A 23,762-nucleotide genomic window follows, 5' to 3' on the forward strand; every position below is an offset into this window, starting at 1 on the left:
AATGGATCGCCATGGATGGCGACCCTATGTGTTTTGAGCTGGGTTTTCGTAGGGTGCGCATTAATGCGCACCAGGCATACGAAGGATTACTGATTATTGGGGTAACTCAAATCAATTGCTTGATCCGGCAGAGTAGTGAAGGTCTTAACGAGGGTGCGGAAATCGGCGGTCGGCTTCAGATCGGCAAACTGCTGCGGATAGAGATCCTTCGCCAGAATTTCCATGCCAATGATGTTGTACGGATGGTTATAGAAGTGGTGATAAACGCCGTACACGCGGCCCTGCTTCACCGGTTCGATCTGCGATAAGCCGGTGCGCTTCAGCAACGTATCGAAGGTCGCCTTAACTTCCTGCGGCTGAACGCCATAGCCAAACGGCAGCACATTAGTATTGGGCCGTTTAGATCCCGTCATAATGTAGACGTCAGGTTTCATGGCGATGATTTTTTCCAGCGCCACAAATCCGGCATTGCCCGGCAGCAGTTCAGAGCCAATGTTTTTCCCGCCAACCGCCTCCACCAATCCGCCCCAACCGTTATGGCTGTGAGTAAAGCAGCAATTATCGCTGTTACCGGCGATCGGTTCGATAAATACCGTCGGTTTGTTCTTTATTTTCGCTACCGCCTGGGAAATGCGCTCAAACTTCTGCTGATAGAAATCGGTATAGGCTTTAGCCTGCGTTTCACGGTTCAGCACTTTACCCAACAGCGTCACGCTTGGGGCGGTGTTTTGCGCCGGATGCAGTTCGTAATCGACAAATACCACAGGAATATGCAGATTATTAAGGGTGTCAAGCACGCCTGACTGCTGCAAGGCGGGTTTGGCGCGCAGTTGGGCAATCATTAAATCCGGTTTCTGTGCCAGCACGCTTTCGAGGTTGACCTGGCCCTGATCGCTAAAGCCCATATCGACAATTTTCGTCGCTTCCGGCCAGCGGCCTTTCAGCGCGTCCCAGGTTTGCGTATCTTGTTTTTTCGGCAAGTTGTTCCACGCTACCACGCGCTTAAACGGATCGTCTCGGTCAAGCAGCGCCAGCGTCAGAATGTCGCGACCATCCTGCAAGATAATGTGCTGAGGCTCTTTATTGATGGTTTGCGTTTTACCGTCCATATCGGTGACGGTCAGCGGATAGGTCGTGGCGGCAGCCGCGGTTGAAGCCAGTAAACCCATTGCCAAAAGCAGGCGCGTTTTCATCCTAAAACTCCGTGGTAAAAAGAATAGTTATTATTATCAATTACCTTAACACAACCTTAAGTGGCGGAAATAAACGCCACTTCAATCAGTTGTAACGGAGTTTTACGGCTGTGCTTAGGTGAAATCAGACAGTTTCTGCCCGGACGTGATCAGCTCCTGCAGCAACATCTGGCGACGCTCCTGCGGCGTATCACGGCTCACCATAAAGCAAATCGCGGCCACGGCCTGGCCACTGCGTGAACGAATCGGCGCGGCCATGCAGCAGGTGAAGCTTTCAGATAACCCTTCGGTCATGCAGTAACCCAGTTTTCCCGCATGGTGAATTTCATCAAGAAACGCCTGCTTATCGAGGATTTGACCGCTGGCGAGGCGATAATCCTCTTCCGGGATGAGATCCAGAATCGCGCTGTCAGACCAGTTGCTGAGCAGTAAGCGGCCGGTAGCCGTCCAGGTAATTGGCACGCGCACGCCGATATCTGAGGTGATCTTGAACGGATGGGCATTACTTTCCGAAAGCACCACGGTGTATTTATTGCCTTCCAGCATGCAGAGCTGCACGGTTTCCCCATGGCGCGCCACAATCTCCACCATCAGCTGATGCGCCCGGCGAATGAGGTCGTTGTGCGCCATGTAATCCGCACCGTAATAGTGCATTTCCCGGCCAAAAAAGACGGCGCCTTCGGCATCCAGCTCCAGCAAACCGGCTTCACTCAGCAGACTGACTAATTCATAAATGCTGGAACGCGGCGCTCCCGTCGCTTCAATCAACTCACGCATCGCCATCGGCTGGCGCGCACTGTGCAACTGCCGAAAAATATCAATAACCCGGTCAACGCCGCGTGCCCGTGAGGGTTTTTCATCCGGCATACACTCACTCTCCTGCTGCTCTACTACGAATAGTTAAGGGGATATAAGCAAAACATCATACACGTGGCTTATGCTTTTACCCATCTCAGATTAAATAAAAATTATTCATCAGAATTTTATTTAGGCGTTCTTTTTTGGGGCCTCATTTTGGCGCACTGCACCGCCCTCTCTTTTTATAAAATCACGATAACGATCACATTCTCATTTAAAAATGAACGGTCGCTTAATTTTATTTTGCGATCCCGACTACATCACAAAAAATTAAATACCCATGCACATATTGCAAAAGAAAAAATCCTGTGCAAATCTTGCCCTATCCAGTATTGCAGATTGCAGTCTGGTATATCAGACAATAAGAAAACCACGCTTTCGTGCAAACAGGAGCAGGATGGGATGACGATTACACGTTATGGTGTAGAAGGTGGAACCGGGACGGGTGGGCAAAAACTACCCTTCGCTCGTGCAGTTGAAGCCGACGGCTGGCTTTACATCTCCGGCCAAACGCCGATGCGCAATGGTGAAGTCGTTGAGGGTGGCATCATCGAACAGACGCAACTGGCGTTCGAAAACTGCCTCACTATCATGCGCGAAGCCGGCTATCGCGTCGAAGATGTGGTGCACGTCACCGCGGTATTAACTGATGCACGCTATTTCAGTTCATTCAATAAGGTGTTCAGTGAGATATTCAGCGGCAATCCACCCGCGCGTATTTGTAGCGTGCAGGATTTAGTGGTGGACTGCAAAGTGGAAGTCGATATGAAATGCTTCCGTGCCGATCGTAAATAATTATTAACCTTAAAACAGGCTGGCGAAATTCACTTTAAGCGCCTGCACCAGGACAGCCTGTTATTAATTAATGCCTTTCTATTTTGCTGTGAAATAACGGCGCGATGCCGTCTCGTCAAAATATCTAAAGAGAGCATATAAATGAATACAACATCGCTAAAAATAAGCGTCAAAGCGGTAGCCAGTGCGCTGGTTTTACTGACTCTGGCAGGCTGTACGCCCACGGAAGAGAAAAAAGACGCTGGTGCAGCACCACAATCTGCACTGCAAACCGTGTTGCAGCGCGGCACCTTACGCGTGGGCGATTGCCTGAGCTTCGCTCCCTTCGGGTTTTACGATAAAGACGGCAATCCCGACGGCTACGATGTTGATCTCGCCAAAGCATTGGCCAAAGAGATGGGCGTGAAGCTTGAGATGGTCAATACCACCAGCGCCAACCGCATTCCCAATCTGCAAACCAATAAAGTGGATGTGGTGTTCTGTAACTTCACCCGTAATCTGGAGCGCGCTAAAGAGATCGGCTTTACCAACCCGTATGTGGTCGCGAGTGAAGCGATGCTGGTGCGTAAAAATAGCGGCATCCAATCTGCCCACGACATGGGCGGCAAAACGATCGCCACGGTGAAAGGTTCCACCAACGGCGACGAAGTACGCAACCTCGGCATCGACGTGAAGATTCAGGAATATGATTCATCGCAGGCGGCGATTCTCGCGGTAAAACAGGGCCAGGCCGATGCGATGATCGAGGATAACAACTTCCTCGCCTATCAGGCCAAGCTCGACCCGACGCTAACCGTCACCAATGAAGCGCTGGTACCGCTGGAATACAACGCCTTCGGCGTGAAACAGGGTGACCAGGTGTGGACCAACTATCTAAACGAATTCCTGTTTGAAATTAACGCTTCCGGCGAAAACGCCCAGCTGTATCAGAAATGGTTCGGCAACAAGCCGCGCTACCCGCTGAATCCGCAATATTGATGGCACGCGGCGCGGCAGAACATGCTGCGCCGCCCCAAGGAACAGAACCATGAGTTATCAATGGCTAACCCTGTGGCGCTATGCCGACACATTTCTCGAAGCCGCCTGGCTAACCCTGCAAGTGACATTGCTGGCGTTTGCGCTGGCGGTCGCGCTGGGATTGCTCTCTGCGCTGGCTAAATCATCGCCGCTGGCGCCGCTGCGCTGGATCAGCCACTGCTACGTTGAATTCATCCGTAATACGCCGGTGCTATTGCAAATTTTCATCATCTTCTTTGGTCTGCCGTCGCTCGGTATCACCATGAGCGCCTTTACCGCAGGCGTGCTGGCACTGGGGATCAACGTGGGGGCTTATCTCTCCGAAACCTTCCGCGCGGGAATTCAATCGGTACCCAAAGGCCAACTCGAAGCCGCGTGGGTGCTGGGGATTCCGCGGCGACAGATCTTCCTGAATGTGGTACTGCCACAGGCAGCGCGTGCGGTGTGGCCGGCCATTATCAATAACCTGATTCAGCTGTTGCTTGGCACCTCGTTGCTCTCAGCTATCGCGCTGCCAGAACTGACCGGCACCGCGACGGTGATCAATGCGCGTACGCTGCTCTATATCCAAACGTTCAGCGTGGTCGCGCTGGTGTATTTAGTGCTGAGCAACCTGTTCTCGTGGCTGGGAACGCTTGCAGGACGGCGCATGTTCCACCCGCCGCTGGTGACGCCAGTAAAAAAGTCCGCATGGTGGTGGGCAAGAAAATGGCTGACTAATCCATTGAAGCGGGAGCGCGCGCTATGAACGACTTAATCATCAGTTCGTTACCGATTCTGTTGAAAGGGCTCGGTATCACGCTGCTATTGTCGGTGGCGGCGATTATTGGCAGCACGCTGCTGGGATTGCTGGCCGCGGTGCTGCGCACCAGCCGCCTGCCGGTCGCCAGGCAGATCGCTGTGATCTATACCGAACTGTTTCGCGGCACGCCAGTGCTGATCACACTGATGTTCATTTACTTCGGCGTGGCTTACTTCGGCTACGACATCAATTTGTTTGCCGCCGGCATTCTGGGGCTAAGCATTTATCAGGGCGCATACATCGCCGAGGTGTTCCGCGCCGGTATTGAAGCCGTGCCGAAAGGTCAGTGGGAAGTGTCATGGATTCTTGGCATGTCGAAGCGCCAGACCTTCATGAGTGTAGTCCTGCCGCAAACGCGTGGCATCGTGCTGCCACCGCTAGCAGGGCAATATCTTTCACTGATTAAAGATACCTCGATCGTCAGCATGATCGGCATGTCCGAACTGATGCATCAGGGACAGGCGATTGTCGATCGCATCGGCCAGCCGGTGGTGGTTTACGGTCTGGTTGCCCTGCTCTACTTCGCTATCTGCTTCCCCATTTCCCGTTGGGTACAACATCATCAGACCAGGAGCCAAATTTCATGAGCAAATCCGCCATTACGCTGAGCCGGATCACCAAATCTTTTGGCTCTACCCAGGTTTTGAAAGAGATCAGTCTGGATGTTTCACCGGGTGAAGTGCTGGTGCTGATCGGTGCCTCTGGCTCGGGAAAAAGCACCGTGTTGCGCATTATGAGCGGACTGGAGATCGCCGACGGCGGTGAAGTCTGGGTGAATGAAGTGCCGCTGCATGAACGTAAGCGCGCCAACGAAATCTGCGGTCACGTTGGCATGGTGTTCCAGCAGTTCAACCTGTTTCCTCACAAAACCGCACTTGGCAACGTCACGCTGGCGCTTGTTAAAGCACAAAAACTGTCTGAAGCGGAAGCCACAAAGCGCGGAATGGCGGCGCTGACGCGTGTAGGCCTCGCTGAGCGCGCACATCATTATCCGGCACAGCTTTCCGGCGGCCAGCAGCAGCGCGTTGCGATTGCCCGTGCGCTGGCGGTGGAACCAAAAATCATGTTCTTCGATGAAGCCACATCGGCACTGGATCCGGAGTTGGTGGGTGAAGTCATGGAAGTGATGCGCAGCCTGGCGCGTGAAGGTATGACGATGGTGGTGGTGACGCACGAAATGGGCTTTGCGCGGAAAACCGCCGATCGCGTGGTGTTTATGGACCAAGGCGTTATTGCTGAGCAGGGTTCACCCGAGCAGATTTTCGTTAATCCACAAAATCCGCGCACCCAGCAGTTTTTATCACGCGTGCTTGAGCACTAACAGGAGGAGATATGTCGATTCGCTTTCCGCTGCAGGCGGATGGTTTATTAGATGAAGAGTTGCTCGCGCCGCGTTTTAAATCCGTAGCGGGTGCCGGAGATGCGCCGTTGGCAAGCGGTACCTCGGTGTTCAGTAGCGATCGCGTGTTTTCACCCTTGATGGTCATGAAACAGTCGGCGCTGGAGAATAATCTGCGCCAGCTGGCGGCCTTCTGTAATGAAAAAGGCGTGATGTTAGCGGCGCACGGGAAAACCTCGATGTCGCCCGCCATTCTGCGTCGCGCTATTGCGGAGGGTGGCGCATGGGGTTTAGGTGCTGCCACACCCGCTCAGGTACGCGCGCTGCGGCAGTTCGGCATTCGCAATGTCTTTCTCGCTAACGAGTTGGTCGATCCGGCGGGCATTCGCTGGATTGCACAGTGGCAACAGCAGCATCCCGATCACGGCTTCCTTTGCTATGTAGATTCACTGCAAGGGATAAAACTGCTGGAACAGCACCTCGGTGACAGCCAGATTTCGGTTCTGCTGGAGATGTCCGTTAGCGGCGGACGTACCGGTTGCCGTTCACAGCAGACAGCCGTGGCGATTGCTGAAGCAGTTGCCGCCTGCCCGTCGCTCAAGCTGGTGGGTATTGCGGGTTATGAAGGTGCACTTGGCGCCGGTCGCGATCAATCAGGTATTCAACGCGTCAAGGATTACTGCCAAATGTTGATCGCAACGGCAGCAATACTGGCGGAGAAGCAACTGTTTGGCAGCGACCACATTATTTTAAGCGCCGGTGGTGGTGCCTGGTTTGATGTGGTGACGGAGTGCTTTACCGCGGCAAAACTGCCCTTGCCGATGACGCCGTTGATCCGCTCTGGCGCTTATATGGCACACGATAGCGGTCTCTACGCTCGTATCGCGCCCTTTGCGCAACCTGGCGCATCACACCATTTTGAGGCCGCGCTCGAGATTTGGGGGCGAGTGTTATCACGTCCAGAGCCGGGATTAGCGTTCGTGGATTTTGGTCGCCGTGACGTGCCATTTGATCAGGATTTGCCCAACCCGCTGTGGATCCGCCGTGCCGATGGCAGCGCACCGCGCTCGGCAACGCATCTGCGCATCAGCGACGTTAACGATCAACACGCCTATTTGCTGCTGCCTGAAAATGACCCTCTGCAGGTGGGCGATTGGGTGGGCTGCGGTATTTCGCATCCGTGTACCGCTTTTGATAAATGGCGCTATCTGCCGCTGGTTGATGATGATTATTGCGTCACAGATTCACTGGAAACAGCGTTCTGATGGTTTTATGAACCGTTTTAACCAGGTCGCCATGAATGGCGACCCTACGAAAATGTGCAGGCTTTGTAGGGTGCGCTTTCATGCGCATCAGGACACCATGAGTGGCGACCCTACGAAAATGTGCAGGTTTTGTAGGGTGCGCATTCATGCGCACCAGGACACCATGAGTGGCGACCCTACGATAACGCCAGCTTTACCGCGTCTTCGGCATGAATCAACGTGGTATCGAACAGCGGTACGCTGGCATCCTCTGCGTTCACCAGCAAAGTGATTTCGGTACAGCCCAGGATAATCGCCTCAGCGCCCTGCTCCACCAGCTCAGCAATAATCTTGCGATAATGCGCACGTGATTCCTCACGAATGATGCCGAGGCAGAGTTCCTGATAAATGATGTCATGCACCACTTTGCGCCCTGCTGTATCGGGCACCAGCACCTCAATCTCAGCCTGATTAAGCCGTCCTTTATAAAATTCTTGCTCCATGGTGAACGCCGTTGCCAGCAAACCCACCTTCTTCACGCCCGCCTGACGAATGCGCTGTGCCGTGGCATCAGCTATATGCAGCAGCGGAATGCTGACCGCATCGGTAATCTGCTGCGCCACTTTGTGCATGGTATTGGTACAGAGTACGATGAAATCTGCCCCGCCCTGCTCAAGGCTGCGCGCGGCATCCGCCAGAATCTCACCCGCCTTTTGCCACTCGCCCGCGGCCTGTAGCTGTTCTATCTCATGGAAATCGACGCTATACATCAGGCTGCGTGCAGAGTGTAAACCGCCCAACTGCTGTTTCACCTGTTCATTGATAATGCGGTAATACAGCGCGGTAGATTCCCAGCTCATGCCGCCAATCAAACCAATCATTTTCATTTGCTTAACTCCATTTTAAATGCCCTGCTCAGCACTGTACGGGATTTCCGGCCAACGCGCTGAAGGAAACAACGATAAGCGGATATTGAACAGGTGGAACATCGGCGCAAACAGCCTATTTTCCTGTATCGCTGCCGCTTCAAGACGTAACAGCAACGTATTGAGTTCTGCCAGCAGTTGCGGCTGCGGTGAGCTTTGTAACGACTTCAATCGACGTTTCAAAAACTGGCTGAGTTCATGGAACATCGCCGCGCTCTCAATATGATGTGCCAGCAAAAGTTCACGATGGCGCGTGTAGTAGTCGTAACAGTTCGCGCCCAGCCAGGCTTCGGCGATCAGATTACCGCCGGAGACTAAATCCGGAGCCGGATCGACACGTTTACGCGGCAGGATGATGTTGACCTTATCCAGCGTGCGCGACACAAACTGCTGACGCGCCGTCAGGGTCACACTGTTAAGACGCACCGTGGCGATAAAGTGCAGCAGCTCGCGGATCCCTTTGCGCACTGCGCGTTTGGCGGTCCACGAAGGACGCTTGTTACGGATCAGCGCCGTGATCACCAACGCAAAGGCAATGCCTACCAGCGTTGACAGCATGGCATTCACTATAAGCTGCAGATCGGGTTTGAAATGGTGGCTCATACCGATCAGTCCGGGGATTTGCGTGGCGACAATCAGGCCAATCAGATTGGTAGCAGGGTTGGCGATAACCAAACCTAACGCCAGCAAACCCGGCGCAAGGCAAATCACTAACGCCTCAAAGGTCACGGCCTGCGGAATGAACAGCGTGATATACATCAGGCTGATCGCCATCGATATTAATACACCCTTAAGAAACAGCTTCATGGGCGCGATAGGACTGTCCATGCCAGCAAAAAACGAGCACAGCACGGCTGCCATCATCGGCGCAGTCGCCCCATCGGACCAACCGCTGCCAATCCAGAACAGGCAGGTCGCGAAAGTGGCGATAAACGCGGTGAATGACGACAGCAGCAATAACCCTTTATCAACGTGCTTGTGCGCACGCGCCATTTTTCCCGCTTTAACTGCCGGTGTCCATTCACTCACCCGCTCGCTAACGCTTTGATAGGCATCGACGATGCGCACAAAATTGAGCAGCCGCTCCAGTAAACCAATCAACAAAATAGTCTCTTCGCTGTTAAGCCTGCCCTCCTGCCATGCTTGTTTCAGCTGCTCTTGCGCGGTGGTGAGCTTATCGCGCACCGGCAGTTGCTCCTCACCGTTAAGCCACAGTAAAAATTGCTGGAACACTTCAGCTACATACTCAGGAAAACGAATTTGCTGCTGCGCGAGCAGATTAAGACGCGATTCGATGGCTGTCAGCGTTGGAATGAAATATGACAGATGCTGATACTGCACGCTGACGAGGCGCACCAGCCGCCGCGCCGCATCGCCTTCATAGACGCAGTGGGTAATCAGCGTTTCAACGTTGAGCGGATAGTTAGCCATCTGCACCAAAATATCGTCGCGCTCCACTGACTTCTCGGCGGGCATGGCGGTAACCAGTTCGCTGCAGAGTTTGCGCGCGTTCTGAAACCACAGGTTGACGCTCTGCTCCAACAGATTGCGCATCGAAACGGGCCAGAGCAGCCGATGTACCAGGCTACTGCAAACGATCGCCACGGTAATCTCCTCAATACGCGAAATCACCGTGTAAGTAATGGCCGAAGGGGAAACCACGTCCGGAAAGCCCATGATCGCCGCGCTGTAGCCTGCCAGCATAAATACATAGCTTTTCGGCGTGCGATCGTGCAGAGAAAGGTAGAGGCATACCGCCACCCACAGCGAAATGCACAGGCTGAATAGCAGCGGATCCTGCACCGTGGCGGGATAAACCAGCAGTGTGAACAAGCCACCCAAAAGCGTACCGAAGAAGCGGAAAATGGATTTCGACACCGTCGATCCCGAGTAAAGCTGCGAGGCAACGTACACTGTAGTCAGTGACCAGGCCGGTTTATCGAGATTGAGTTCCAGAGCGATATAAAAAGCCAGAAAGGCAGCAAGACATGTTTTGGCAGAGAACAGCACTGCGCTTTTTGAAAACCACTTCATAGAACAGATAAAACCTTATGCCAGCAGCGGAATTGCTTATCCTGACAGAAGCTTTTCGCCATGGCATTTTGATTTGTTATACAAATTATTACCGTGCTAATTATATGGGCATCTATGGAAATCGTTGTCTTAAGGACACGCTGAATGCTGACTACAGTGAACGATCCAGATCACATAAAAATCAGTTATAAGCGATCGAAATTAGTTATTTATTGGTTATATAAGCGCTTTGCTAAGGTGGCAAAAAAAACCACGAGAGAAACATCATGAAAGTAAAACTTCCTGTCCTGAGCGCGTTGGCGCTCAGCGTTGGCCTGCTCTCCACACACGCCTTTGCCGCTAATCCAGAGACCGTTACCATCGGCTATCAAAAAGCCAATATCTTTGCGCTGCTGAAATACCGCGGCACGCTAGATGAAACCTTCAAAAAAGAAGGTATCACTATTCGTTGGGTAGAATTCCCGGCGGGCCCGCAAATGCTGGAAGGGTTAAACGTTGGCAGCATTGATTTGGCGGCGACGGGCGATGCCCCACCCGCCTTCGCGCAGGCGGCAAAAGCAGACTTGATCTATCTCGGCCATTCGCCAGCAAATCCCAAAACCGAAGCGATTGTGGTGCCAAAAGATTCGCCAATTAAAAGTGTGGCTGATTTGAAAGATAAACGCGTTGGCCTTAATAAAGGCTCTGATGTGAACTACCTGCTGGTGAAGGCGCTGGAAGACGCCGGGCTTAACTACAAAGATGTTAAGCCGGTGTATCTGCCACCCGCCGATGCCCGCGCCGCTTTCCAGAAAGGTGCGATTGATGCGTGGGTGATTTGGGATCCGTACCTTGCTGAAGTGGAAGCGAACGCCGATGCCCGTGAAATCCGCAATGCCGAAGGCTTAGTACCGCATTACACCTTCTATCTCGCCAGCCGTCCGTTTGCCGACGGTCATCCTGATACTGCTAAGCAGGTCGTAGATGAGCTGAGCAAGCTGAGCGACTGGGCGAATAAGAACCAGGATGAAGCCGCCGCGATTCTGTCGAAGTCCACCGGGCTGGATAAAACCATCTGGCAAACCACCTTAAAGCGTCTGCCATATGGCGCATCGCGCATGACACCGCAGGTGTTTGACGAACAGCAGGCGTTAGCGGATACCTTTACGCGAGTTGGCTTGCTGCCAGTGAAAGTGGATGTGCGCAGCGCAACCTGGTCGCTGGATAAGAAGTAAGTCATTACTGACTGGTCACCATGAATGGCGTAATGCTCATCATTTAAGCATGCTCTGAGCCGCGTACAGACACCGCAGAGGTAACCTGGTCGCCATGAATGGCGACCCTACGTGACAGTCAGCGATGGTGAGTTAAGAGAAGGCTTCGCTGCTGCAGCGTGGGTGTTGAGGCGACATCCCAGCCCGCTGAACGAGTGAGCGATTCCAGGGCGAGCCGCAGGGATGCGGCGAGAGGCGGCGCTGAGCAGGAGCGAATCGCCGCCGGTCCGTCAGGAATCGTGAGTGAGTGAAGGCACCGCGCAGCGGCGGGATGGGCTGGCGCAGGGCCCGGGAGTGCAGAGGGCGCGGCCAGGCGTCCTCTGCTCGGTCGCCGCACGGCAGAACTGCAACTGCCTCAGCCGATGGCGAACGAAAGTCGCTCAGTGCTTAACTGAGCGGTATTACACCATGAATGGTGACCCCAGGATTATTTAGCAAGGCTTTGGTACGGTGCGCATGACGCGCACCTGAATTTATCAGCCCTCTCCCGCGCCAATCTGCCAGATGCTGGTGGGTGCGTTGCCATTCACTTTCCAGTCACCGATATCACGCGCCTTATAGACCACCGGATTATGTGACGAGACAGTTCGTGCATTGCGCCAGTGGCGATCCAGCGCCTTGCTGACGCGCGTATCGGATGCCCCCAAAGCGTTAAATAACTCGGTCGCTGCGCGCGTGACCAGTTCGCTGGCTATCACCTGTGCCTGGCCCGCTTCGGCTTCAGCCAACACATTCGCCGCTACGATTTGCGCCTCATCGCTGCTCACATGCGCAACATATGCTGATTGCAGTGAATGGGTCGCGCGAATTACCGTGGCTTCGACTGCAAACGCCAGACTGGTGATTTCGCCGATCACCTGCAATAGCTGCGCATCTTGACGTGCCGCCCCCGCGTTGCCATGGCTGTAAACTCGCTTGCGCGCTGCCACCGATTGTGCGCCGTCTCGCGCCACCGCGCGTCCGATTCCTGCAAGCGTCGCTAACAACACATGCTGATAAAAAGCAGTCTGATAGCGGAAACGCGTCGCGAAATCATAGACGTGCTCCTGCTCAACATGGGCATTGGCGAAACGCGTGGTGCCGCTGCCGGTTAAGCGCTGGCCAAATCCGTCCCAGTCATCTTCACGCGTGACGCCGGGTTGGTGAGTGTTCACCAGAGCGATAACATCGCCCTGGTTGTCGTTGCGGCGTGCATAGACGTCAATCCAGTCGGCGAACAGCGTACCGGTGCTGTAAAACTTCTCGCCGTTCAGCGTCCAGCCCGCTTCACCAGGAGTGACCCGGGTAATCACATCACCCAGTTTTACCGCGCCAATTTCCGTCCAACCGCTGCCCACCAGCTCACCATCAATAAAGCGGCGGAACCAGCCATCACGCTCTGGGCTGTCCGGCTGGTTGAGTCGATCTTCAACAAACGCAAAATGTGCGCGCAGCGCCTGTGGCAGATTAGAGTCAGCTTCCGCCAGCTCGATTAGCAGCTGAAACAGCTGCGGCAGCGATGCGCCCCACCCGCCCTTCTCTTTCGGAACCCGCACCGTGCCGAACCCCGCCTCTTTCAACCAGATGATGGGTTGATGGGGCAAAGTGCGCACATGCTCGCGTTCCACCGCACCTTGTGCGATGCGCGCAAACACCGGACGGAAATGCGCCGCCAGCGTGTCGTAATGGGTTTCTGTCACTAATAAGCTCATGGCTCACTCCTGATGTGAAAGATCATCGATGTCATGGCGCGTAGGCTCGTGGCGCACCGCCAGCAGGAAGAAGATCGGAATAATTGCTGCCAGTGAAACCACCCAGAACATATTGGTGCCAAGTGCCGCCTGCAGAAGCGGCAGAATAAATAGCGCCAGTGCGCTACCAATGCCTGAGAGCGCACGACTAAAGCCCACGCCGGTGGCGCGAATAGAAGTGGGATAGGAAAGCGCCGGATAAACCATCAGCTGCGCGCCTGGACCAAAACCTTCGGCAAACAGCCACAGGCCAAGCATCAGGATGGCGAAAACAATACCGGCAATCGCTTCAGGATGACCAATCAACGCCAGCGCAATCAGCGCAAAGAACTGCAGTGCAAATCCGGCAATTGCCACGTGGCGCGACGGATATTTCCACGCCAGACGCATACCGAGCAGACCGCCAGTAAAGGCAAACAACGCATTGAGGCCAAGCGACGCCGAAATAGTTTCAAACACCCCCGCTCCCAGGAACTGCGCGAGAATCGACGGCAGGAAGAAGGCAATTGCGGTGTATTCAAATGAGATGCAAATGTTCATCACGCCCGCGACGATGGTGCGTTCACGCCAGGGTTTTTGGAATAGCACGCGGAAGCTGACCTTCGGCGCGGCAGCAGCTGGTGGCGCTTCCGGTTCGGCTGCATGGGCATGAATACCATAGGAGTCGCGCAGGATACGCACAGCCGACTTGAGATCGCCCTGATTAGCGGCCCACAACGGCGACTCGTTCATAAACTTGCTGCGCACCGCGATGATCAACAGCGCGGGCACCGCACCGAACAGCAGCGACGCACGCCACAACCAATCAAGATGATCTTTCGGCAGCAGGAAATAGAGCGCAAAGATCAGCAGGAAGCAGAGCGTAGAAGCGGCATACCACATCGGGCACCAGGCAGCGAGTCGCGCTGCTTTGTTGCCTTTACCGGCAAATTTGGAGAATTCCGCCAGATAGGACATAGCCACCGGTAGATCGATACCTACGCCGACACCCATCAGGAAACGCGCGCCAATCAACACCCACACGTTTGGCGCTAATCCTGCGGCAATTGCCGAGACGACAAAGAACAGCATATCGGCCATAAACACCGAATAGCGGCCATATTTGTCCGTCAGCCAGCCGCCGACCAGGTTGCCGACAATGGTGCCAACCATAATTGATGATGTAACCAAACCGGTCAGCAGCGGCGAGAGTTGAAACTCGCGCACCACATCGTCAATACCGTAAGACAGCGTGGTGAGATCGTAGGCGTCAAGAAATACGCCGCCGAGCGCGAGGAATACAATCATTCGCGCATAATTGTTGGTTTTACTGCGGGTGTTGATCAGTCTTGCCACATCACTGACCGAACGGACCGGTTCTGAAACCGGGATGGTGTTTTCTAAAGGAAGAGAACTCATAACGCCTCACGTTGTTGTTTTGTAGTGCAGGTGAGGGAGTTATAAACGCTTATTAAGCCGCGCCAAAACAACATTTATTGATATTAATTTACATAAATATCAATTAGTTAAATAAAAAACCAAACAGAAAAACCCGGACGCGCACGGCGAGTCCGGGGGATGGGTTAACCTGCAGATTAGTCAGCAGAAACCGGCACCAACACCCCTTTCACCAGCGGATCGTCGGTAGTCTTCAGCCATTGCTGTACGCGCGGATCGGAGAACGCTTTTTTCAGCTTCTCGATGTTTTCCTGGTCCAGATACGGCGTGCCGATTACCAGCTGCGAGGCAAAAGTGCGCGGCGCAGGTGGGAAGAGAATGCCTTTCTCGCGCGGCACCTTACCGGCATCAAACTGCGACACGTAGCCAATCGCCGCATCAACCGAATTCAGCGCACGCGGCATAGTCAACAGATCAAGCTCTTTAAAAACAAATCCATGTGGGTTGCCGACAATATTCTTTAGCTTCGCGGTGCGCGGCTCGACATTTGGATCCAGCGTAATTAAACCCTGACGCGCCAGTAACCAGAGTGCCTGCCCCTGATTGGCACCGTCATCCGGTACGACAATCGTTGCGCCCTGCGGTAAATCCGCCACTGATTTGTAACGATCGGAGTAAATACCAAACGCCCACTGGAACAGCGGCAGTGCCGACGTGAGCGCGAAGCCGTTGGCATCTACTACTTGCTTCAACCACCACTGATGCTGATACACCGTGGCGGCATATTGCCCTTCCGCTACCGCGCGGTCCGCCTGCACCGGGTCCTGCACGCCCACGGCTTCGAGTTTCAAACCATAATCCGGCGCGATGTGCTCACCGACGTATTCAATCAGCTTCTGCTCGCCCGCCATCGCTGGCTCAAAATGTATTTTTAACGTGCTGCCAAATACCACGGCCTGCGGCTGCTGGCTGCGCCAGAACCACCCGCCTGCGGCGAGCACAACGACCACTATAATCAGTAGCAACCATGGCCAGCGCCGCGTCTTCCGCAGCTCAAAATCTTGTGTTGTCATAGCGATGTCCCCTGGGGATGACGTAATGCGGTGACCAAACGGTCGCCGAGAAATTGAATCGTTTGAATAAGCGCGATCAGCACCACGATGGTGGCGATCATGATGTGGTTGTCGAAGCGCTGGTAGCCGTACACTACCGCCAGATAACCAATGCCGCCCGCGCCGATGGTGCCGGCAATGGCGGAGTACTCAATCATGGAGATCAGGTTCAACGTGACGGCGGCGACAATCGCCGGCAGCGCTTCACTGAGCTGAGCCGAACGGATGATTTGCCAGCGCGAACCACCGCATACCAGGCCAACGGCCGTCACTTCGCCGGGCAGTTCGCGCAGTGCGTTATCCACCAGCCGACCAAAGAATGGAATACCTGCGGCAATCATCGGCACCACCGCCGCCGGAATACCGATGGTGGTGCCCGTCAGCCAGAAGGTAAACGGAATGATAGCCGCCATTAGCACCAGAAACGGCAGCGAACGGCCCATGTTGACGATCCAACTCAGCACCCGATGAATGCCACGATGCGGGAACAGACCGCGTGCCGAGGTGTTAAACAGTACTACGCCCACCACGCCGCCGAACGTGACCACAAAGAGCATCACGATAACCACCATCAATGCCGTTTCGCCAAGCGCGGGCAGCATTAATGCCGGAATCTCTGGCCACGGTGTATCCTGGCTCATTACCGATACGCTCATACTGCCTCCCTCAATGGCAATACGCTGCCGGAAACGCTGGCTATCAGGCCCAGCTGCTCAAACTGGGCCAGTAAACGTGCCAGCGGGAGACGCTCATGCTGGAAGTGAATGCCCACCTGCAGGCGTCCAGCTTGCAAACCGTTAACCTGCTCAACGTGCGCGCCGAGTAAATCAATGCGTAAACCGAACTGCTGACTAAGACGTGAGATCCAGTCGCTGGTGACCGGCACATCGGTGCGATAACTGAGCTGCAACACCAGCTCGGCATCACTCGCTTGTGCTGCCAGCGGGAGCAACCGCTGGCCCAGCGCAGAGTCAGGCTGCGCCAGCAACGCTTTCACCACGCCGTACTGCACAATCTGGCCGTCGCGGATTTCTGCCACCGCATCGGCAGCCTGACGTACCGCGTCCATTTCATGGGTGATTAGCACAATCGCCAACTTGTAGTCATCACGCAGCTTTTTCAGCAGATCGAGGATGGTTACCGTGGCTTCAGGATCGAGTCCGGAAGTCGCTTCATCCGCCAGCAGAACCGTCGGACGCAGCGCCAGCGCACGTGCGATGCCGATACGCTGACGCTGGCCGCCGGAAAGCTGGCTGGGATAGGCTTTGGCTTTGTGACTGAGGCCAACGCTCTCCAGCAGTTCACCGACGCGTGCGGTAATATCGCGATCCACCACGCCGAGATAGCGCAGAGGTAAAGCGATGTTTTCCCACGCCGTTTTGCGTTGTAGCAGCGCGGAAGACTGGAACACCGTGCCGATTGAGCGACGCGCCTGGCGCAGCGCTTCGCCATCCAGCCGGGAGAGATCGCTGCCGTTGACGCGAATACTGCCCGAGCTCGGTTGCTCCAGCAGGCTGATGCACTTCGCGAGCGTGGATTTTCCCGCACCGCTTGGCCCCACTACTGCCGTGATATTGGCCTGCGGTACTTGCAAATTGATGGATTGCAACACCTCGGTTAGGCGCCCATCGGGTGCGCGATAGTGCTTACTCAGCTGATCTATCTCGATCATGAGACCTCCTGCGGCGCGGAGGTTTTCACGCGGTAACCCGCGCCCGGATGCGGCGCTTGTAGCTGTGGACCGGCGGCGAATAGCTTTTCGCGCAGCGTGCCCTGCGCGTACTCTTTTTTATAGACGCCGCGCTTTTGCAGTTCCGGAATCAGTAGCTCTACGACATCTTCAAAGGTTTCGTGCGTCAACGCGTAGGCAAAGTTAAAGCCATCAACGTCGGTATCCTCTACCCAGCCCTGCAACTCATCGGCGACGGTTTCCGCGCTACCCACAATCAATGGACCAAAGCCGCCAATACCAACCCAATCCGCCAGCGCTTTAACCGTCCACTGGCGATCGGGATCGGCGGTGGAGAAGGTTTCAACCGCCGACTGAATCGCATTGGTGTGGATATATTTCAATACCTGGTCCGGCTGATACTGGCCGAAGTCGATGCCGGTCCAGCCTGATACCAGCGCCAGCGCGCCTTCATAGCTGACCCAGTTGGTGTACTCTTTCCATTTCGCCTGCGCCGCCTGATCGGTTTCGCCAACAATCACGGTTTGCAGATTGAAGATTTTAATACTGTACGGATCGCGTCCCGCCTCTACGGCACGGCGACGGATATCCGCGACGGTTTTCTTCAGCAGCACTTTTGAAGGTGCCGCCACGAACACGCATTCGGCATGCTCAGCAGCAAACTGTTTGCCACGGCTTGAAGCACCGGCCTGATACAACACGGGTGTGCGCTGCGGGGACGGCTCGCACAGGTGAATACCGGGTACGTTGAAGAAGGTACCCTGATGATTGATAGGATGGATTTTGCTCGGGTCGCTGAAAATACGGCGCTCTCGATCGCGCAGTACGGCATCCTGTTCCCAGCTGCCTTCCAGCAACTTGTACACCACCTGCAGATATTCATCGGCGTAATCGTAACGGCTATCGTGATCGGTTTGCGCCTTGTGGCCGATATTGCGTGCGCCGCTCTCCAGATAAGAAGTCACGATATTCCAGCCAACTCGCCCTTTGGTCAGGTGATCGAGCGTGGACAGGCGGCGTGCAAACGGATAAGGATGTTCAAACGATAACGACGCGGTAAGGCCAAATCCGAGGTGTTCCGTAACCAGCGCCATCGGCGTGATCAACGCCAGCGGATCGTTAACCGGTACCTGCGTAGCCTGGCGAATAGCTGCATCGCCGTTGCCGTTTAATACGTCATAGATGCCAAGCACATCGGCAATGAACAGACCATCGAATTTACCGCGCTCTAACAGGCGCGCTAAATCCACCCAATATTCCAAATCTTTATACTGCCAGGAGCGGTCACGCGGATGCGCCCACAGGCCCGGCGACTGGTGTCCGACACAGTTCATATCAAATGCATTCAAGCGTATTTCACGTTGCGATGGCATAGCAATCTCCATAGCGAGGCCGTGATCGTGTTACGACCCGGCGTTCGTCAGTTAATTTTTTAGGATGTTGAGAGATTAAAGCGCTGAAGGGGGACATCGCTCGGCGTGAGCGATTTGCAATTCTTCTAAAATCTGGGTCGCCACGTCGGCGGCGTGATCGGCTACCTGCGGTAAGCCCATCAGTTCACCAAAGCGCGCTCGTGCAGCCGGGCCAACCACAAACAGGCGCGCGTTTGGCTGACCTTCGCGGTTGAGCGTATGCGAATGGCTATCTACATCAATGCCAAAACCCAATTGGTCAGCGCGAATCACACCTTGCTGGCTCAACGATTGCAGCAGCGGCTGGCTGGCGGTTAAGGCGGCATGTCCGGGCCCGGTGGTGACAATTAAATGGTCGACATGGTGTGTCTCCACGGAGCCATTGCGTAAGCGCAACGCGATCGCTAACCGATCGCCCTTTGCGGCGATATTGTCAAGACGCGCAGCCAGCACCTTCAGGCTGCCCAGCTGCTGACGTTGACGGATGACGGTGGAAACCTGCGGCGCAATGCGGTAGCGATGAACATCCCACCACGAGCGTAAATGACGAGCAAACCGCTGCTGTTCGCGCAGCGGCAACGATTGCCAGATCTCCTGCCCCTGCACGCGCACCTGATCCAGCACGCGCTGCCACGGTAACTGCTGTTCGGCGGCACGCACCACTTCCGCTCGAATGTGATGAAGCCACGCGCGGGCAGTAGGGACGATCTGCGGAGCCAGCGTCCACTCCGGCCAGTCACCGCTCAGATTGTCACGAGAAAGCTGCCCACGGCGCGAGAAGGCGATGAGCGAGCCTTGATGCTGGCGGGTGCCTAACGACGCCACGACATCTGCCATACTGAGCCCGCTTCCGATGATCGCTACTGATGCGTCAGGTTTGATGGCATCGAGAACGCCATGCTGCCACGGATTGGCAATCAACCCGGGATGTGACGTGAAAGGCCGTAACGCACGCGGCAACGACGGTGGCGGATGACTTACCGCCAGCGCCAGCACGTCTCCCTGTAACGCCTCACCATTACTGAGTAACAGCTGCTCTCCTTCCCAGGCGACCGCACTGGCCTGAATGTGGCGCAGTGTAATCTGTGGATGCGCTTTTGCCGCCGCAGCAAACTGTTCCGCCAGATAACGTCCAAACATACCGCGCTGCGGATAAACAGCGCCGTCAGCGCAATGGGCTGATGAATCCAGTGAACATTCTGGCTGATTGCGAAACCAGCGATCAAATGCGCCCTGCTCTTCCCCACTGAGTTGCATGCGCGCAGCGGGAACATTAATGCGATGCGCAGGTTCCGGTGTGGAATAGGCAACACCGCCGCCAAGAGTGGCACGCGGTTCGACCACTGTAATCTGTAACGCAGTTGACGACTGACGCGCGAGATGAATCGCCAGCGCCGTACCGCTGAAGCCGCCACCGACGATGATCACCCGTGCAGTTGCCATTGCCTTCTCCTGCATTAGCTGGCGCTCGCCTGTTTTGAAGGACGCTTATCGCCGCCAATAGTTTCGCCAAACGGGCCGGTATTAATGGTGCGCGCGCGCTGCTGCTGTCCGTTCGCCAGAGGGAGCAGCGGTAACAACAGTTCAGCCACGCGATGGGCTTCTTCCAGATGCGGATAACCTGACAGGATAAAGTTGGTTACGCCTAACGCCTGATATTCGCGTATCCGTTCAGCTACCTGTTCAGGGCTGCCGACTAACGCGGTTCCTGCTCCACCACGCACCAGCCCCACACCCGCCCACAAATTCGGCGAGATGTAGAGATTATCGCGCGAGCCGTTGTGCAAGGCGCTCATACGCGCCTGACCGGCGGAATCCATACGCGCAAAGATCTTCTGCGCCTGGGCGATAGTCTCTTCATCAAGGTGGGCGATCAACTTCTCTGCCGCCGCTTTGGCTTCGTCTTCGGTCTCGCGCACAATAACGTGCAAGCGGATACCGTATTCAAGCTTACGCCCGCGCTGCTCCGCACGTGCACGCACCACTTCCAGCTTCTCAGCTACCTGCGCAGGCGGTTCGCCCCAGGTGAGATAGGTATCAATCTGCTCCGCCGCAACATCGATAGCGGCATCGGATGAACCACCAAAATAGAGCGGCGGACCGTTTTCCTGTACCGGCGGGAACAGAACTTCTGCTCCTTCAACGTGAATGTGCTTTCCTTCGTAATCCACTTTCTCGCCACGCATCAGCCGACTATAGACATCCAGAAACTCTTTGGTGACCTCATAGCGTTCACTGTGGTTAAGGAAAATGCCATCTCCTTTGTTCTCAATCGGATCACCACCTGTCACCACATTAATCAGTAAACGGCCTTCAGACAGACGATCCAGTGTGGTTGCCATACGTGCGGCGAGCGTAGGCGGCTGCAAACCGGGACGTACCGCAACCAGATAACGCAGACGACGCGTAATTGGCGCTAATGCCGACGCAACCAGCCAGGAGTCCTCGCAGCTTTTGCCCGTTGGAATTAACACGCCATAAAAGCCGAGGTTGTCTGCGGCGAGTGCAACTTGCTGCAGATAGGCTAAATCGACTGGGCGACCGCCTTCAGCGGTGCCCAGGTACCGTCCATCACCGTGTGTCGGTAAAAACCAGAAGACATTAATTTTATCGTTCTCGGAATCGGCCATTATGCTTTTCCTATATAACTTTATTAAAAAATGATCAATTTGAACTGCTTATTTAGTTATATAGGTGTTAGCAGAATCCGTGCCAGGTTGGAAAATAATGATAACCGCTTAAATTCAACCAGTTACCTTTTACAAGTGCGGACTGCTCAGTTGCAATTGCAACTCAGTCACAACAGCTATTGCTGCATATGCAACAGCTTATGCTTTTTACATGGTGTTAATAGTCTCTGTGAGCATTTAGCTTAGCGCTATGCTGTTTAAGGAGTGACTCCATGTTAACCACCTATGCCAACCATACCGATTCTCCACGCCTGGTCGACCCGGCTTCACTGGCGTTCCAATCTCTGCTAGATAAATTCGCTCCAACCGATGCAACCGTGCTGATAGTCGGTGAAACCGGTACGGGTAAAGAAGTGGTCGCACGCTATTTGCATCATCATAGCCAACGGCGCCACGGCCCTTTCCTGGCGGTTAACTGTGGCGCATTAACCGAGAGCCTAGCTGAGGCGGAACTGTTCGGCCATGAGAAAGGGGCATTTACTGGTGCTACGCAGGCGCATCCCGGCTGGTTCGAATCGGCACAAGGCGGAACATTACTGCTCGATGAGATCGGTGAACTGAGTCCGTCATTGCAGGTTAAACTGCTGCGCGTTTTGCAGGAGCGTGAGATCACACGTGTAGGTTCACGCAAATCAGTAAAGGTAGATGTGCGCGTGATTGCGGCTACCCACGTTGATTTGGCGCAGGCGATCCGTGAACGGCGCTTCCGCGAAGATCTGTTTTATCGTCTCAATATTGCGGTGGTTCCTTTACCTCCGCTGCGCCAGCGTCGCGAAGACATTCCACTGTTGGCTCAACATTTCCTCACGCGCTATGCCCGCCGACTCGGACGTCCTGCAAGACACCTCTCCCCAGATGCTTTGGAAGCGCTGCTGGAATACAACTGGCCCGGCAATATTCGTGAGCTGGAAAATACCTTACATAATGCCGTGCTGCTTAGCCGCGAAGAGACATTAACACCCGCTCAACTACGTATTGCTGGTTACAGTGAACGAGGCTTGCATGAGTTGTCGGATTCCACTCTCGACAGTTTTCTGCAACAACAGCTGATCAGCCAGCCGCAGCAACTCTTCGATCGCGTCATCAATAGCCTGATTAGTAACGCGCTTGAAATGACCGACCAGAATCAAACTCAGGCAGCGGCGCTATTGGGTATTAGTCGGCACACCCTACGTACGCATTTGGCAAATCAGGGAATGATTAAAGGACGGCGCAAAGCGGCATTGTCATCACCGAATGCCTTTATTCAGGGTAAAGAAGAGCGAGAATTACGTATTGGTTATCAAAAATTTGGCAATCTGGGTGTATTGAAAGCACGTCAAAGCCTGGAACATGTCTTCGCTGAGCAGGGGATCAGCGTGCTCTGGAGTGAATTTCCTGCTGGTCCACAATTGCTCTACGCACTGCAAAACAATGAGATCGACTTTGGAACCACCGGTGAGGTGCCTCCTATCTTTGCACAAGCTAACGGCAGCAGTGTGACCTATATCGCCTGGGAACCGCCCGCACCGAGCAGCGTGGGTATTGTTGTGCCGCGCGGAAGTGATATTCGCACAGTCGAGGATCTGCGCGGCAAACGCATATCGGTCAATAAAGGTTCTAACGTTCACTGGTTACTGCTGCAGTTGCTGGAAGAAGCGGGAATCGGCCTGGAGGAACTGAAAGTGGTCTACACTCCGCCAAAATATCCTTTGACGGCTAGCGATTATCTTTCGATTGATGCATGGATGATGTGGGACCCGCTACTCAGCGCGGCAGAAAGTAATCCTGATCTGCGCATTTTAGTTAATGGTGAAGGGCAGGTAAATAATCACCAGTTCTATCTTGCTCGTCGTGATTATGTTGAAAAGCACGATGATATTCTCAGACAGCTGGTGGAGAGCTTACAGCAAACTGGCTCATTCATTGATAGCCATCGTCACGAAGCATCTGCAATGTTAGCGCAAGAGCTAGGGCTGGAAATGGCAGCAGTGGAACGTGCACTGACGCGCCGCAGTCATAAAACCCGTGCAATGGCTTTTGAAGTCATAAAGGAACAGCAGATAATTGCCGACCGTTTTTATGCGTTGGGACTGATTAATAAACCGGTGCGAGTGCGTGATGCGATTTGGCAGTTTTCATCAGCGTTGGCACTCATTGAGTAGGCCAGGACAGTAAAGTTATCCACGCTTTCTGTGGATAAATCATTGCATATCATCTGGCTAATAAATTTTATTGCATCATCGCGAAACAGTGCCAAAGCGTATACAGGGCGATTTCAGGCTGAAATTAATTACAAAAAACCCTTATA

Annotated in this window: 20 protein-coding genes; 8 read left to right on the forward strand and 12 right to left on the reverse strand. The window is 54.4% G+C overall.

Annotated features, from left to right (window positions below; translation table 11 throughout):
- Positions 1-86: 86 nt before the first annotated feature.
- Positions 87-1,193 (reverse strand): ABC transporter substrate-binding protein, encoded by a 1,107-nt coding sequence (locus AAGR08_RS22430; protein ID WP_097098240.1) that lies wholly within the window; start codon positions 1,191-1,193, stop codon positions 87-89.
- A gap of 114 nt (positions 1,194-1,307) precedes the next feature.
- Positions 1,308-2,060: an IclR family transcriptional regulator gene (locus AAGR08_RS22435; protein ID WP_345830286.1), complete on the reverse strand. Its 753-nt coding sequence runs from the start codon at positions 2,058-2,060 to the stop codon at positions 1,308-1,310.
- 393 nt (positions 2,061-2,453) lie between these two features.
- On the opposite strand from AAGR08_RS22435, the gene AAGR08_RS22440 reads away from it, so the two are divergent.
- The 6 genes from AAGR08_RS22440 (at position 2,454) to AAGR08_RS22465 (ending at position 7,269) form a co-directional block, all read left to right on the forward strand.
- Positions 2,454-2,846, forward strand: a complete 393-nt coding sequence (locus AAGR08_RS22440) for a RidA family protein (protein ID WP_097098238.1) — start codon at positions 2,454-2,456, stop codon at positions 2,844-2,846.
- A gap of 141 nt (positions 2,847-2,987) precedes the next feature.
- On the forward strand, positions 2,988-3,824 hold the full coding sequence (locus tag AAGR08_RS22445; RefSeq protein ID WP_097098237.1) for a transporter substrate-binding domain-containing protein: 837 nt from the start codon (positions 2,988-2,990) through the stop codon (positions 3,822-3,824).
- A gap of 49 nt (positions 3,825-3,873) precedes the next feature.
- Positions 3,874-4,611 carry an amino acid ABC transporter permease gene (locus tag AAGR08_RS22450; protein ID WP_097098236.1) on the forward strand — a complete coding sequence of 246 codons (738 nt, stop codon included), beginning with the start codon at positions 3,874-3,876 and terminating at the stop codon, positions 4,609-4,611.
- Positions 4,608-5,252 (forward strand): amino acid ABC transporter permease, encoded by a 645-nt coding sequence (locus AAGR08_RS22455; protein ID WP_345830288.1) that lies wholly within the window; start codon positions 4,608-4,610, stop codon positions 5,250-5,252. The genes AAGR08_RS22450 and AAGR08_RS22455 overlap by 4 nt, the downstream gene beginning before the upstream one ends.
- The gene (locus AAGR08_RS22460) at positions 5,249-5,986 is read left to right on the forward strand and encodes an amino acid ABC transporter ATP-binding protein (RefSeq protein ID WP_345830290.1); all 738 of its coding nucleotides are present in this window, start codon (positions 5,249-5,251) and stop codon (positions 5,984-5,986) included. The genes AAGR08_RS22455 and AAGR08_RS22460 overlap by 4 nt, the downstream gene beginning before the upstream one ends.
- Before the next feature lie 11 nt (positions 5,987-5,997).
- The gene (locus AAGR08_RS22465) at positions 5,998-7,269 is read left to right on the forward strand and encodes an alanine racemase (RefSeq protein WP_345830291.1); all 1,272 of its coding nucleotides are present in this window, start codon (positions 5,998-6,000) and stop codon (positions 7,267-7,269) included.
- 176 nt (positions 7,270-7,445) lie between these two features.
- On the opposite strand, the gene AAGR08_RS22470 is transcribed toward AAGR08_RS22465, so the two are convergent.
- Positions 7,446-8,135 carry an aspartate/glutamate racemase family protein gene (locus tag AAGR08_RS22470; RefSeq protein ID WP_097098232.1) on the reverse strand — a complete coding sequence of 230 codons (690 nt, stop codon included), beginning with the start codon at positions 8,133-8,135 and terminating at the stop codon, positions 7,446-7,448.
- A gap of 15 nt (positions 8,136-8,150) precedes the next feature.
- Positions 8,151-10,208 (reverse strand): FUSC family protein, encoded by a 2,058-nt coding sequence (locus AAGR08_RS22475; protein WP_345830293.1) that lies wholly within the window; start codon positions 10,206-10,208, stop codon positions 8,151-8,153.
- Between the two features lie 266 nt (positions 10,209-10,474).
- On the opposite strand from AAGR08_RS22475, the gene AAGR08_RS22480 reads away from it, so the two are divergent.
- Positions 10,475-11,422, forward strand: coding sequence for a sulfonate ABC transporter substrate-binding protein (locus AAGR08_RS22480; protein ID WP_345830294.1), 948 nt, complete (start codon positions 10,475-10,477; stop codon positions 11,420-11,422).
- A gap of 515 nt (positions 11,423-11,937) precedes the next feature.
- Here AAGR08_RS22480 and AAGR08_RS22485 read toward each other — a convergent pair.
- From AAGR08_RS22485 to ssuD, 8 genes are all read right to left on the reverse strand, one after another.
- Positions 11,938-13,152, reverse strand: coding sequence for an acyl-CoA dehydrogenase family protein (locus AAGR08_RS22485; protein ID WP_345830296.1), 1,215 nt, complete (start codon positions 13,150-13,152; stop codon positions 11,938-11,940).
- 3 nt (positions 13,153-13,155) lie between these two features.
- Complete coding sequence (locus tag AAGR08_RS22490; RefSeq protein WP_097098228.1) at positions 13,156-14,589, reverse strand: MFS transporter; 1,434 nt, start codon at positions 14,587-14,589, stop codon at positions 13,156-13,158.
- A 176-nt stretch (positions 14,590-14,765) separates the two neighbouring features.
- Entirely contained in the window at positions 14,766-15,641 is an 876-nt protein-coding gene (locus AAGR08_RS22495) for a MetQ/NlpA family ABC transporter substrate-binding protein (protein ID WP_097098227.1), read from the reverse strand.
- The gene (locus AAGR08_RS22500; RefSeq protein ID WP_097098226.1) at positions 15,638-16,336 is read right to left on the reverse strand and encodes a methionine ABC transporter permease; all 699 of its coding nucleotides are present in this window, start codon (positions 16,334-16,336) and stop codon (positions 15,638-15,640) included. The genes AAGR08_RS22495 and AAGR08_RS22500 overlap by 4 nt, the downstream gene beginning before the upstream one ends.
- Positions 16,333-17,352: a methionine ABC transporter ATP-binding protein gene (locus AAGR08_RS22505; protein WP_097098225.1), complete on the reverse strand. Its 1,020-nt coding sequence runs from the start codon at positions 17,350-17,352 to the stop codon at positions 16,333-16,335. Before AAGR08_RS22505 ends, AAGR08_RS22500 begins: the two co-directional genes overlap by 4 nt.
- Positions 17,349-18,743, reverse strand: a complete 1,395-nt coding sequence (locus AAGR08_RS22510) for an LLM class flavin-dependent oxidoreductase (RefSeq protein ID WP_345830299.1) — start codon at positions 18,741-18,743, stop codon at positions 17,349-17,351. The genes AAGR08_RS22505 and AAGR08_RS22510 overlap by 4 nt, the downstream gene beginning before the upstream one ends.
- Positions 18,744-18,818: 75 nt before the next feature.
- Positions 18,819-20,225, reverse strand: coding sequence for an FAD/NAD(P)-binding protein (locus AAGR08_RS22515; protein ID WP_345830300.1), 1,407 nt, complete (start codon positions 20,223-20,225; stop codon positions 18,819-18,821).
- Between the two features lie 14 nt (positions 20,226-20,239).
- A complete protein-coding gene (gene ssuD, locus AAGR08_RS22520; RefSeq protein ID WP_345830302.1) occupies positions 20,240-21,412 on the reverse strand; it encodes an FMNH2-dependent alkanesulfonate monooxygenase in 1,173 nt (390 codons plus the stop codon).
- 272 nt (positions 21,413-21,684) lie between these two features.
- Here ssuD and AAGR08_RS22525 point away from each other — a divergent pair, with 272 nt between their 5' ends.
- Positions 21,685-23,616, forward strand: coding sequence for a sigma-54-dependent Fis family transcriptional regulator (locus AAGR08_RS22525; RefSeq protein ID WP_345830304.1), 1,932 nt, complete (start codon positions 21,685-21,687; stop codon positions 23,614-23,616).
- The last annotated feature ends 146 nt before the right edge of the window (positions 23,617-23,762 follow it).

Origin of the sequence: Pantoea sp. BRR-3P (genome assembly GCF_039621635.1) — a bacterium.
Lineage (GTDB): Bacteria > Pseudomonadota > Gammaproteobacteria > Enterobacterales > Enterobacteriaceae > Pantoea > Pantoea floridensis.